At 65.0% G+C, this 12,988-nt stretch carries 13 protein-coding genes; 11 read left to right on the forward strand and 2 right to left on the reverse strand.

Translation table 11 applies throughout. From position 1 onward, the window contains the following. Positions 1-13: 13 nt before the first annotated feature. On the reverse strand, positions 14-622 hold the full coding sequence (locus ACAM55_RS03430; protein WP_369654674.1) for a Crp/Fnr family transcriptional regulator: 609 nt from the start codon (positions 620-622) through the stop codon (positions 14-16). Between the two features lie 156 nt (positions 623-778). Here ACAM55_RS03430 and oxc point away from each other — a divergent pair, with 156 nt between their 5' ends. From oxc to ACAM55_RS03485, 11 genes are all read left to right on the forward strand, one after another. After that, positions 779-2,617, forward strand: a complete 1,839-nt coding sequence (oxc, locus tag ACAM55_RS03435; RefSeq protein WP_369654675.1) for an oxalyl-CoA decarboxylase — start codon at positions 779-781, stop codon at positions 2,615-2,617. A 26-nt stretch (positions 2,618-2,643) separates the two neighbouring features. Further along, positions 2,644-3,915 (forward strand): formyl-CoA transferase, encoded by a 1,272-nt coding sequence (gene frc, locus ACAM55_RS03440; RefSeq protein ID WP_369654676.1) that lies wholly within the window; start codon positions 2,644-2,646, stop codon positions 3,913-3,915. Positions 3,916-3,989: 74 nt separating this feature from the next. Then, positions 3,990-4,427 (forward strand): PAS domain-containing protein, encoded by a 438-nt coding sequence (locus tag ACAM55_RS03445; protein ID WP_369654677.1) that lies wholly within the window; start codon positions 3,990-3,992, stop codon positions 4,425-4,427. Further along, on the forward strand, positions 4,427-5,674 hold the full coding sequence (gene frc / locus ACAM55_RS03450; protein ID WP_369654678.1) for a formyl-CoA transferase: 1,248 nt from the start codon (positions 4,427-4,429) through the stop codon (positions 5,672-5,674). Before ACAM55_RS03445 ends, frc (ACAM55_RS03450) begins: the two co-directional genes overlap by 1 nt. Before the next feature lie 209 nt (positions 5,675-5,883). Continuing rightward, positions 5,884-6,213 (forward strand): hypothetical protein, encoded by a 330-nt coding sequence (locus ACAM55_RS03455; RefSeq protein WP_369654679.1) that lies wholly within the window; start codon positions 5,884-5,886, stop codon positions 6,211-6,213. A 6-nt stretch (positions 6,214-6,219) separates the two neighbouring features. Further along, positions 6,220-7,389, forward strand: a complete 1,170-nt coding sequence (gene sucC, locus ACAM55_RS03460; RefSeq protein ID WP_369654680.1) for an ADP-forming succinate--CoA ligase subunit beta — start codon at positions 6,220-6,222, stop codon at positions 7,387-7,389. Position 7,390: 1 nt separating this feature from the next. Then, the gene (sucD, locus tag ACAM55_RS03465; protein WP_369654681.1) at positions 7,391-8,290 is read left to right on the forward strand and encodes a succinate--CoA ligase subunit alpha; all 900 of its coding nucleotides are present in this window, start codon (positions 7,391-7,393) and stop codon (positions 8,288-8,290) included. 41 nt (positions 8,291-8,331) lie between these two features. Then, complete coding sequence (locus ACAM55_RS03470) at positions 8,332-9,111, forward strand: fumarylacetoacetate hydrolase family protein (protein ID WP_369654682.1); 780 nt, start codon at positions 8,332-8,334, stop codon at positions 9,109-9,111. A gap of 42 nt (positions 9,112-9,153) precedes the next feature. Beyond that, a complete protein-coding gene (locus ACAM55_RS03475; protein ID WP_369654683.1) occupies positions 9,154-10,167 on the forward strand; it encodes a 2-dehydropantoate 2-reductase in 1,014 nt (337 codons plus the stop codon). Between the two features lie 66 nt (positions 10,168-10,233). After that, positions 10,234-11,649 (forward strand): pyruvate kinase, encoded by a 1,416-nt coding sequence (pyk, locus tag ACAM55_RS03480; protein WP_369654684.1) that lies wholly within the window; start codon positions 10,234-10,236, stop codon positions 11,647-11,649. A gap of 71 nt (positions 11,650-11,720) precedes the next feature. Further along, on the forward strand, positions 11,721-12,650 hold the full coding sequence (locus tag ACAM55_RS03485; protein WP_369654685.1) for a LysR family transcriptional regulator: 930 nt from the start codon (positions 11,721-11,723) through the stop codon (positions 12,648-12,650). Between the two features lie 60 nt (positions 12,651-12,710). Here ACAM55_RS03485 and ACAM55_RS03490 read toward each other — a convergent pair whose 3' ends face one another. After that, entirely contained in the window at positions 12,711-12,869 is a 159-nt protein-coding gene (locus ACAM55_RS03490) for a hypothetical protein (protein ID WP_369654686.1), read from the reverse strand. Positions 12,870-12,988 lie beyond the last annotated feature (119 nt).

Consider the following 12,988-nt stretch of genomic DNA (forward strand, 5'->3'; position numbering starts at 1 on the left):
CCTGTGCGCCTGCCTAGATTTTTCCGCGCTTGCGCAGGCGGCTCAGGGTTTCTGCTGAGAGATTGAGGTAAGAGGCCAGCTCCTTGCTCGGAATGCGGTCCTCGAGCTCGGGGTGCTTGCGCATGAACCGGTGCACGCGGCCGGGCGCGTCGAGCAGGTGAAGGGTGATGGTGTGCGCCATGATTTCGCTCATGCCGCGCATCACGCAGTACTCGAACAGCTCCTTGGTCTCGGGGTGGCGGTCCAGGAACGCGATCCATTCCTTCAGCGGCAGGCTGGCCACGCGAGCCTTGGTGACGCACACGATGCCGTAGGGCGTGGGCGTGCCCAGCCGCAGCGCTGCGTAGCTGGTTTCCATGTCGTGCGCGTCGGCAAAGCGCAGGATCATTTCCTTGCCCTCGGGGTTGCTCACCACCCGCTTGAGGATGCCGTCGAGGATGAAGTACTGCTCCATCTCGCGCACGCCCTGGTGCAACAGAAAGTCGCCCTTGTTGCCGTCCACGATGACGAGATGGGTTTCCAGCTCGGTGCGATCACTCTCGCTCAGGTCCTTGAGAAGGATGTTCTGCCGGAGCTGCGCGCGAATGATGTTTTTCTCCGGGTGGTTTTCCAACAACGTCATGGGTCCCGTCTTGCTCGAATTCGCAACAACAACATCTGGTTCATCTGGCCGGTGCCGTTTTCCGGAAAGTTGACCGAGGTCAACGCCCGAAAGCATGCCCCCGAATCATAGTCCCGGCTCGGGCCTCGGCCATTCACCCAAGCAAGAAGGAGAGACATGTCTTCAGTAAGAACGGACAAAGAGGCATCCACGACCCTGGACGACGCCCTCAAGCCCAAGAACCGGGCCGGAGAAGGCGACGCGGTCGTGGTCGCCCTTAAACACCCCACGGAGGAGGCATCGCCGGCGCACGAAGCGACGATCGACGGCTTCCACCTGGTCATCGATGCGCTGAAGCTGAACGACATCGACACCATCTTCGGCCTGCCGGGCATCCCGATCACCGACCTCACGCGCATGGCACAGGCCGAAGGCTTGCGGGTCATCTCGTTCCGCCACGAGCAGCATGCGGGCAACGCCGCCGCCGCGGCCGGCTTTCTCACGCAGAAGCCCGGCATCTGCCTGACGGTGTCGGCGCCCGGCTTCCTGAACGGGCTCACCGCGCTGGCGAACGCCACCACCAATTGCTTCCCGATGATTCTCATCAGCGGCTCGAGTGAGCGCGAGATCGTCGACCTGCAGCAGGGCGACTACGAAGAGATGGACCAGCTCGCCATCGCCAAGCCGCTGTGCAAGGCCGCCTTCCGCGTGCTGCATGCCGAAGACATCGGCGTGGGCATTGCGCGCGCAATCCGATCGGCGCTGTCGGGCCGCCCCGGCGGCGTGTACCTCGACCTGCCGGCCAAGCTGTTTGCGCAGACCATGGATGCCGAAGCAGGCCGCCGGTCGCTCATCAAGGTGATCGACCCGGCACCGCGCCAGATTCCGGCGCCCGACGCCGTGAAGCGCGCACTCGACCTGCTCAAGGGTGCGAAGAAGCCGCTGATTCTGCTCGGCAAGGGCGCGGCCTATGCCCAGGCCGATGCCGACATCCGCGCACTGATCGAGAAGACCGGCATTCCCTACCTGCCGATGTCGATGGCCAAGGGCCTCTTGCCCGACACGCATGCGCAGTCGGCCGCGGCCGCGCGCTCCTATGTGCTGCAGGAAGCTGACGTGGTGATGCTGGTCGGCGCGCGCCTCAACTGGCTGCTGTCGCACGGCAAGGGCAAGACCTGGGGCCAGGAGAAGGGCGCCAAGCAGTTCATCCAGATCGACATTGCGCCGACCGAGATCGACAGCAACGTGGCGATAGCCGCGCCGGTGATCGGCGACATCGGCTCCTGTGTGGCGGCACTGCTCGCGGGCGTCGATGCCAAGTGGGCCAAGCCGCCGGCCGAATGGACCGGAGCCATTGCCGAGCGCAAGGACAAGAACCTGTCGAAGATGGCCGTGACGCTGGCCGCGCGGCCCTCGCCGATGAACTTCCACAGCGCGCTGAGCGTGATCCGCGACCAGGTGAAGGCGCGGCCCGATGCCATCGTGGTGAACGAGGGCGCCAACACGCTCGACTTCGCGCGCAGCATCGTCGACATGTACGAGCCGCGCAAGCGCCTCGACGTGGGCACCTGGGGAATCATGGGCATCGGCATGGGCTTTGCGGTGGCGGCCGCGGTGGTCACCGACAAGCCGGTGATCGCCATCGAGGGCGACAGCGCCTTCGGCTTCAGCGGCATGGAAGTGGAGACCATCTGCCGCTACAACCTGCCGATCTGCATCGTCGTGTTCAACAACAACGGTGTCTACCGCGGCACCGACGTCAACCCGAGCGGCACGCCCGACGTGGCGCCCACCGTGTTCGTGAAGAACGCGCGCTACGACAAGCTGATGGAAGCGTTCGGCGGCGTGGGCGTCAACGCCACCACCGCGGATGAATTGCAGAAGGCGCTGGCCGAAGCCGTCGCCTCGCGCCGTCCGACCCTGATCAATGCCGTCATCGACGAGACGGCCGGAACGGAAAGCGGCCGGATCACCAGCCTCAATCCGAGCACGGCAAAGAAAAAGCAGCAGCAGTAATCCAAGGCAACCCAGGAGTTATCCATATGAGCAACAAACCCCTCAACGGCATCAAGATCATCGACTTCACGCACGTGCAAGCCGGCCCGGCCTGTACCCAGATGCTGGCCTGGTTCGGCGCCGACGTGATCAAGGTCGAGCGCCCGGGCGCCGGCGACGTCACCCGCAGCCAGCTGCGCGACATCCCGAACGTCGACGCGCTGTACTTCACCATGCTCAACAGCAACAAGCGTTCGATCACGCTGGACACCAAGAAGCCCGAAGGCAAGGCCGTGCTGGAGAAGATGATCCGCGAATCCGACGTGCTGGTCGAAAACTTCGGCCCCGGTGCGCTGGACCGCATGGGCTTCACCTGGGAACGCATCCAGGAGCTGAACCCCAAGATGATCGTCGCCTCGGTCAAGGGCTTCAGCGACGGCCACCACTACGAGGACCTGAAGGTGTACGAGAACGTGGCGCAGTGCGCTGGCGGCGCCGCCTCCACCACCGGCTGGTGGAAAGGCGAAAACTCCGTCCCGACGATCTCGGCGGCCGCGCTGGGCGACTCCAACACCGGCATGCACCTGGCCATCGGCATCCTGACGGCCATCATCGGCCGCCAGCAGACCGGCAAGGGCCAGAAGGTGGCCTGCTCGATGCAGGATGCCGTGCTCAACCTGTGCCGCGTGAAGATGCGCGACCAGCAGCGCCTGGACAGCGTGGGCTACCTGGAGGAATACCCGCAGTACCCGCACGAGATGGACGCCTTCAAGGACAAGGTCGTGCCGCGCGGCGGCAACGCCGGCGGCGGCGGCCAGCCGGGCTGGATCCTGAAGTGCAAGGGCTGGCAGACCGACCCCAACGCCTACATCTACTTCACCGTGCAGGGCCACGCCTGGGACCCGATCTGCGATGCACTCGGCAAACCCGAGTGGAAGACCGATCCGGATTACATGACCCCCAAGGCCCGCCAGCCGCACATCGACCAGATCTTCGCCACCATCGAGGACTTCATCAAGGACAAGACCAAGTTCGAGGCGGTGGACATCTTCCGCAAGCACGACATTCCTTGCGCCCCGGTGCTGTCGATGAAGGAACTGCTGCACGACGAGTCGCTGCGCAAGAGCGGCTCGATCGTCGAAGTGCCGCACAAGGAGCGCGGCAGCTACTGGACCATCGGCAGCCCGATCAAGTTCTCGGACCTCAAGCCCGAGGTCACCGCCTCGCCGCTCTTGGGCGAGCACACCGAAGAGGTGCTGGCCGAACTGGGCTATACCCAGGCACAGATCGACAACCTGAAAGAATCGAAGGCCGTCTAGCGGACCCACCCCAGCTCGCCCGCCTGACGACAGGCGGGCGGGCTGGGACATGACATGAAGCGCCAGAGGTAAACATGCAAGCGAACGTTGATTTCAAGCAGCTCGTCGAAGGCGCCGGCGACGCGATCATGGTGTGCAATGCGGAAGGAGCGATCACGCTCTGGAACCGCGCGGCCGAGCGCATCTTCGGCTTCACCGAAGCGGAGGCCCTGGGCCAGTCGCTCGACATGATCATTCCCCAGCGGCAGCGCCAGCGGCACTGGGACGGCTATCACAGGACGATGGAAACCGGCATCACCAAGTACGGTGCCGATCTGCTGCGCGTGCCGGCGCTGCACAAGGACGGGCACACGCTGTCGATCGCCTTCACGGTGTCGATGCTGTTCTCGGAAAATCGTGAAGTCACGGGCATCGTTGCCTTCGTGCGAGACGAAACAGCCCGCTTTGCGGAGGAGCGTAAATTGCGAGCTCGTCTGCAAGAAGCAGAGGCCACGATCAAAGGAGACAGCTGATGAGCAAGGCACTTGAGGGCGTTCGCATTCTCGACTTCACCCATGTCCAATCCGGTCCCACGTGCACGCAATTGCTGGCGTGGTTCGGCGCGGACGTGATCAAGGTTGAGCGCGCCGGCGAAGGCGACGCAACGCGCGGCCAGCTGCGCGACATTCCCGGTGTGGACAGCCTCTACTTCACGATGCTGAACCACAACAAGCGCTCGATCACGCTCGACACCAAGAAGCCCAAGGGCAAGAAGGTGCTCGATACGCTGATCAAGACCTGCGACGTGCTGGTCGAGAACTTCGCGCCCGGCGCGCTCGACCGCATGGGCATTACCTGGGCCCACATCCAGGAACTCAACCCGCGCATGATCGTGGCCTCCGTCAAGGGCTTCGGCCCCGGCAAGTACGAGCATTGCAAGGTGTACGAGAACGTGGCCCAGTGCGCGGGCGGCGCGGCCTCGACCACCGGCTTCGACGACGGCCCGCCGGTTGTCACGGGCGCCCAGATCGGCGACAGCGGCACCGGCCTGCACCTGGCGCTGGGCATCGTGGCGGCGCTCTACCAGCGCAACAGCACGGGCCGCGGCCAGCAGGTGCTCGCGCCCATGCAGGACGCGGTGCTGAACCTCTGCCGCGTGAAGATGCGCGACCAGCAGCGTCTGGAGCGCACCGGCACCATGCACGAATACCCGCAGTACCCGGACGGCAAGTTCGGCGACGCGGTGCCGCGCGCCGGCAACGCCTCGGGCGGCGGCCAGCCGGGCTCGATCCTGAAGTGCAAGGGCTGGGAGACCGATCCCAACGCCTACATCTACTTCATCACGCAAGGGGCCGTGTGGCCGGCGGTGTGCAAGGTCATCGGCGAAGAAGGCTGGATCAACGACGAGGCCTACGCCACGCCCGCGGCGCGCCTGCTGCACCTGAAACCGATCTTCGCGCGCATCGAGCAATGGACCATGACCAAGACCAAGTTCGAGGCAATGGACATCCTCAACCAGTACGACATTCCCTGCGGGCCGATTCTTTCGATGAAGGAAATCGCCGCCGATCCGTCGCTGCGCGAGACCGGCACCATCGTCGAGGTGGACCACCCGACGCGGGGCAAATACCTGACGGTGGGCAACCCCATCAAGATGTCCGACAGCCCCACCGAGGTCACGCGCTCGCCGCTGCTGGGCGAGCACACCGAAGAAGTGTTGATGCAACTGGGCTACACCGCGGGCGACGTGGAAGCGCTGCGCGCCGAGGGCGTGATCTGAGCCGCGGCGCGGCTTTTTAAAGGCGCAATTAAAAGCGCAGGCGGCCGATGCGCCTGCGATGGAAATTCGTTGCCGCTTATGTATAAGTTGTCGTGAATGTATTCAATAAAATAGTTTAACTATTATTTATCGATCACAGAACCTACATTTTGATCATGCCGATCCCCGAATCATTTGTCGCTCGGCGTTCAATTTCTAGGAGAAATTTCATGATCGATGAATTGCCAATTCAATACTGGAGCAGCGAAACCGAGCGCAACGCCTACAACGCCGCGTTCTACGAGCTGGGGTTCCGCTGGCACTGGGACCGCGAAATCTATTGCCAGCTGTTGCGCCAGAGCCAGGACGGCATCGCGCGGATCTGCCATTACCTGAATACCCACCAGCCGCATCTCCTGCGCGCCTACGACGCCAAATTCCTGGCCGAGGTGATCGAGCAAAAAAAGGAGGCGCATCAAAAGCGCGAGCTGGATACGGGTGCCATGAAAAGGCGCTATTTCAACTGGGCCGAAAGCCGCGGCGCAGAACTCGGAGCCTGAATTGCCATGAATATCCACGAATACCAGGGCAAGGACGTATTGCGCAAATACGGCGTGCCCACGCCGCGTGGATATGCGTGCTTTTCGCCCGATGAAGCAGCCGATGCCGCCACGCGGCTCGGCGGCAGGGCATGGGTGGTGAAGGCGCAGATCCATGCCGGCGGCCGCGGCAAGGGCGGCGGTGTCCGGCTCGCCTGGTCGGCGGCCGAAGTGCGGCGCCATGCCGACGAGTTGCTGGGCATGCAGCTTCGAACGCACCAGACGGGGCCCGAAGGCCGCCTGGTGAAGCGTCTGCTGGTCGAGGAGAGCGTCGAGATCGAAAAAGAGTTCTACCTCGCCATGACGGTCGACCGCGATTCGCGGCGCGTGGCCTTGATGGCTTCGAGCGAAGGCGGCATGGACATCGAGGACGTCGCGGCGCGCACGCCGGAAAAGATCCGCAAGCTGTTCATCGACCCGGCCACGGGCGTGAAGGCGGCCGAGGCGGACGGCATTGCGCGCGACATCGGCTTCTCGGGCAAGTCGCTGCTGCAGGTGCGCACGCTGTTGCAGAACCTCTACCAGGCCTTCCACGCATGCGACGCGTCACTGGCCGAGATCAATCCGCTGGCGCTGACGCGCGACGGCCGCGTCATTGCGCTGGATGCGAAGTTCAACTTCGATCCCAACGCGCTGTTCCGCCAGCCCGAGATTGCAGCGATGCGTGACCTCGACGAAGAAGACCCGGCCGAGGTCGAGGCCTCGAAGTTCGATCTTTCGTACATTCCGCTCGACGGCGACATCGGCTGCCTGGTGAACGGCGCGGGCCTGGCGATGGCGACGATGGACGCGATCAAGCTCTATGGCGGATCGCCGGCCAACTTTCTCGACGTGGGCGGCGGCGCCACGGCCGAGAAGGTGACCGAAGCCTTCAAGCTGATGCTGCGCAACCCGAATCTGCGTGCCATCCTGGTCAACATCTTCGGCGGCATCATGAAGTGCGACGTGATCGCGCGCGGCATCGTCGCCGCGGCGCGCGAAGTCGAGCTGTCGGTGCCGCTGGTGGTGCGCATGAAGGGCACCAACGAGAGCCTGGGCAAGACCATCCTCGGACAGTCGGGCCTTCGGATCATCAGTGCGGACGACATGGCGGACGCTGCCGAGCTGGTCGTGGCCGCTGCGCGGCGGGGGGCCTGAGATGTCGATCCTGATCAACAAGCACACCCGCGTCATCACCCAGGGCATCACCGGCAAGACCGGTCAGTTCCATACGGCGATGTGCCGCGACTACGGCAACGGCCAGAAGTGCTTCGTCGCCGGCGTGAACCCGAAGAAGGCAGGCAAATCGTTCGACGGCATTCCCGTGTTCGGCAGCGTCAAGGAAGCCAAGGCAGAAACAGGCGCCACCGTCTCGGTCATCTACGTGCCGCCCCCTTTCGCGGCCGCGGCCATCGACGAAGCGGTGGACGCCGGACTCGATCTCGTCGTGTGCATCACCGAAGGCATTCCGGTGCGCGACATGATCCGCACCCGCCATCGCATGGAAGGCAGCAAGACTTTGCTGCTCGGCCCCAATTGCCCCGGCCTCATCACGCCCGACGAAATCAAGATCGGGATCATGCCGGGCCACATCCACCAGAAGGGCCGCATCGGTGTGGTTTCGCGCTCGGGCACGCTCACCTACGAGGCCGCGAGCCAGCTCGCGAGCTATGGCATCGGGCAATCGACCGTGGTGGGCATCGGCGGCGATCCGGTCGGGGGGCTGCGGCACGTCGACGTGCTGAAGATGTTCAACGACGACCCGCGCACCGACGCCGTGATCATGGTCGGCGAAATCGGCGGCAACGATGAAGAGATCTGCGCGCGCTGGATCCGGGACCACATGCAAAAACCCGTGGTCGGATTCATTGCCGGTGCCAGCGCGCCGCCCGGCAAGCGCATGGGCCACGCGGGCGCCATCGTCTCCGGCGGCAAGGGGACGGCGAGGGAAAAGCTGGCGGTGATGAGGGAGTGCGGTATCCACGTGACCGACAACCCGGCCGAGATGGGAAAGCTGCTCGCGTCGCTCGTCATCCCCGATTACCTGCCCTTCGACTGAGCCAAGAAAACACACTCCAACAGAACCAAGGAAGGCGCGACATGCAGCAGCAGAAACAACAACAGTGGGTCCGTTTCGAACACGGCGGCGAAACGGGTTTCGGCACGCTCGAAGGCGATGCCGTGCACGAGCACCGCGGCAACATGTTCGACCGCCCCGAGCCGACCGGCCGCGTGTTCGTGCTGGCCGGCGTGCGGCTGCTCACGCCCACTGAGCCCACCAAGGTCATTGCGCTGTGGAACAACTTCCATGCGCTCGGCGATAAGCTGAAGCTGCCCGTGCCCGCCGAGCCTCTGTACCTGCTGAAGACGCCGAACTCCTACCTCGCGCCCGGCGCCGACATTCGCAAGCCCCTGTGCGACGGCAAGGTGGTGTTCGAGGGCGAGCTCGGCATCGTCATCGGCAAGACCTGCACGGCCGTGCCCGAGGCGGAGGCGCTCGGCCATGTGTTCGGCTACACCTGCGCCAACGACGTGACCGTGGCCGACATACTGAACCGCGACGCCTCGTTCACCCAGTGGGTGCGGGCCAAGGGCTTCGACACCTTCTGCCCGATGGGCCCGGTGGTGGCCACCGGCCTCGACCCCTCGACGCTGACCGTGACCACGCTGCTCAACGGTGAGGTGCGGCAGGACTACCCGATCAGCGACATGCGCTTTTCGGTCCAGCAACTCGTGAGCCTGATTTCCCTCGACATGACGCTGAGCCCCGGCGACGTGATCCTGTGCGGTACTTCCATCGGCGTCGGTTCGATGAAGCCCGGCAGCCTTGTCGAAGTCGAGATCGGCGGCATCGGCAGGCTCGGTAACCGCTTCGGCTGAGCCCTGCCCGCGCGAAAAGAATCTACAACCTTGGGGATCGACATGAAGATAGCAGTCATCGGAGCGGGCGCCATCGGCGGACTGGTGGGCGCAAAGCTCGCACTGGCCGGCGACGACGTGACGTTCATCGTGCGTGGAAAGAATCTCGACGCCATTGCCACCAACGGCTTCAAGCTCATCGGGGCCGACGGCTCGGAGCAGGTCGCGCGGAGCGTCAAGGCCACCGACCGCTACGACCAGGCGGGGCCGCAGGACATCGTCATCCTCGCGATGAAGGCGCACCAGGTCGAAGCCGTGGCGAACGACGTTCCCAAGCTGTTCGGGCCCGAGACCGTGGTGGTCACGATGCAGAACGGCATCCCGTTCTGGTACTTCCACAACCATGGCGGCGCGCTGGCTGGCACGCCGGTGCGCAGCGTCGATCCCACCGGGCTGGTGGCCGCGAAGATCCCGGCCGAGCGGGTCATCGGCTGCGTGGTGTACCCCGCATCGGAGCTGATAGCGCCCGGCGTGGTGAAGCACATCGAGGGCGACCGTTTCCCGGTCGGCGAGCTCGACGGCTCGTCGAGCGAGCGCGTGAGCCGCGTCTCGGCTTGCCTGGGCGCGGCCGGCTTCAAGGCGCCGGTGCTCGACAACATCCGTGCCGAGATCTGGCTCAAGCTCTGGGGCAACCTGACTTTCAACCCGATCAGCAGCCTCTCGCACTCGACGCTCGTCGACATCTGCCAATACCCGCCCTCGCGCGACCTGGCCGCGGCGATGATGCGCGAGGCGCAGGCGGTGGCGAACAAGCTGGGCATCGAGTTTCGCGTGACGCTCGACAAGCGCATTGCCGGTGCCGAGAAGGTCGGCAAGCACAAGACCTCGATGCTGCAGGACGTGGAGGCCGGGCGCGCGCCCGAGATCGACGCGCTGGTGGGCGCCGTGGTCGAGCTGGCCCGGCTCACCGAAACGCCGACGCCGCACATCGATACCGTGTATTCGCTCGTCAAGCTGCTGGCGCGTACGATGGAAGAACAGCGCGGCCGGGTCTGCCTTCATGAGATGGCGAGCTAGCCTTGTCCAGGCTGCGCATTCTGCGCCGTGCGCGCGCTGTGATCGATCGATGAAATGGAACGGATGATGCGACGTACACGCAGCGCGAAGATCGTGGCCACGCTGGGCCCCGCGACCACCGACGAGCCGGCCATTCGTGCCTTGTTCGAGCGCGGTGTGGATGTGTTCCGGCTCAACTTCAGCCATGGCACGCAGCACGACCATGCACGCCGTCTCGACACGATCCGGCGGCTCGAGAAAGAGTTCGGCCGGCCCATCGGCGTGCTGCTCGACCTTCAGGGCCCGAAGCTGCGGCTGGGCACCTTCGAAGGCGGCCGCGCGCAGCTCGATGCGGGGTCGCGCTTGCGCCTCGACATGGACAAGACGAGCGGCAATGCACGCCGCGCGCCACTGCTGCATCCGGAGATTTTCGCGGCGCTGGAGGTCGGCACCGAGCTGCTGCTCGACGACGGCAAGCTGCGGCTGCGCGTGGACAGCCACGGCGCCGACTTCGCCGAAACCACGGTGCTGGTCGGCGGCCCGATCTCCGACCGCAAGGGCGTCAACGTGCCGAGCGTGCTGCTGCCGATCTCGCCGCTGACACCCAAGGACCTCGACGACCTGGCCTGCGGCCTGGCCATGGGCGTGGACTGGGTGGCGCTCTCTTTCGTGCAGCGCCCCGAAGACATCGAAGAGGCGCGCGCCATCATCGGTACGCGCGCATGGATCATGGCCAAGCTCGAGAAGCCCGCGGCCATCGACCACCTCGATGCGATCGTCGATCTGTGCGACGGCGTCATGGTGGCGCGCGGCGACCTCGGCGTGGAACTGCCGCCCGAGCGCGTGCCCGAACTGCAGCGCCTCATCGTGCGCGCCTGCCGCAAGCGCGGCAAGCCGGTGGTGGTGGCCACGCAGATGCTCGAATCGATGATTGCCGCGCCGGTGCCCACGCGCGCCGAAGTGTCCGACGTTGCGACTGCCATCTACGACGGCGTGGATGCGGTCATGCTGTCCGCCGAATCGGCCTCGGGAAAGTATCCGCTCGAAGCGGTGGCCATGATGGACCGCATCATCTCGCGCGTGGAAGCCGATGCGTCGTACCGGATCGGCATCGACGCCACGCACGAAGCGTCCTTGTCGACCACCGCCGATGCGGTCTGCGCGTCGATGCGCCAGGTGGCCGCGCTGCTGGCGCCCGCCGCCACCGTCACCTACACCTCGTCGGGCTTCACCAGCCTGCGCGCCGCCCGTGAGCGGCCGGCCGTTTCCATCCTGAGCCTCACGCCCGACGTGGCCACGGCGCGCCGCATGGCGATGGTGTGGGGCGTGCATGCGGTGCTGGTCGACGACGTGCACGACGTGGCCGAGATGATCGAGTGCGCCTGCCGCGTCGCTTGCACCGAAGGTTTCGCGATTGCGGGCAACGACGTAGTGGTGGTGGCCGGCCTTCCGTTCGGGCTTTCGGGAACGACGAACCTGCTGCACGTCGCGCGAATACCCTAGGCGGCGCACGCGCGAGGCCTGGTGCGCGCTACCATGCCCGCTCGATCGAAGCAGCGACCCCCTTTTTCCGAATGAAGCACGCGACCCTGCGCCAGTTGAAAGTGTTCGAATCGGTGGCGCGCTTGCTGAGCTTCTCGCGCGCGGCGGAAGAGCTGCACCTGACGCAACCGGCCGTGTCCACGCAGGTGCGCAAGCTCGAAGAGCATGCGGGCAATGCGCTGTTCGAGCAGTTCGGCAAGAAGATCTACCTGACCCCCGCGGGCACCGAGCTGCTGCAGATCAGCCGCGCCATCATCCAGCAGTTCGAGGCGGCCGAGAACGCGATGCTGCAGTTCAACGGTGTCTCGGGCGGCAAGCTCAACGTGGGCGTGATCAGCGCCGGCGATTATTTCTTTCCGCGCCTCCTGGTGGAGTTTGCAAGCCGGCACCGCGGCGTGACTCTGAACTTCACGGTGCACAACCGCGAAGGTCTCATGACGCACATCGCGGAGAACCTCACTGACCTGGCGATCATGGTGCGCCCGCCGACCGACCTGGACACCATCAACCAGCCCTTTGCGCCGCATCCCTACGTGATCGTCGCGGCGCCCAACCATCCGCTGGTGGGCGTGCCGAGAATCCCGTTGAAGCGGCTGATGCGCGAGCCTTTCGTGGTGCGCGAGAAGGCCTCGGACACCTGGCATTCGATGGAGGAGGGCTTTGGCGGCGACCTCCGCGGCATCAACATCGCCATGGAGATCCGCAGCACCGAAACCATCAAGCAGGCGGTGATCGCGGGCATGGGCGTGAGCTTCGTGTCGGCGCACACCATCAGCCAGGAGACCCGCGCCGGCAGCCTGCGCGTGCTCGACGTAGAGGGCTTTCCGCTGATGCTCAACTGGTACGTGGTGCACCGCCGCAACAAGCGGCTGCCGCCGGTGGCGCAGGCCTTCAAGGACTTTCTGCTCGCCGACGGGCCGGCGCTCATTTCGCAGATCGTGCCCTTCGACCCCCCGGCTTGAAAAAACACGGCAGGGAGAGGTGCCTTGCGCACCGTCCCCGGCAGGGCGAACCCCGCGCGATCAGCGTGCGCGGGCGGTGGTGGAATGCTGCAGCGCGGCGCGCGCGGCCTTCGCGAAGATCACGATGGGCATGGCGGCGATGAGCTCGCGCAGGGTCTCGTGGGTGCTCGGCGAAGCGGTGTTCTCGAGGGCGCGGGAATTCACTGCGGCGTTGTTCATGGAGCGCTTCCGGAAAGTTCGAATGACTGCGCTCAATTATAGGGTTTACCCCTAATGACGGCAACTCGCCATGCGCGCTCCGGGCGGTGCCAGAAGACCAGTTCGCGCATGCATTCCTC

This window comes from Variovorax sp. V213 (genome assembly GCF_041154455.1).
Taxonomy (GTDB): Bacteria; Pseudomonadota; Gammaproteobacteria; order Burkholderiales; family Burkholderiaceae_C; genus Variovorax.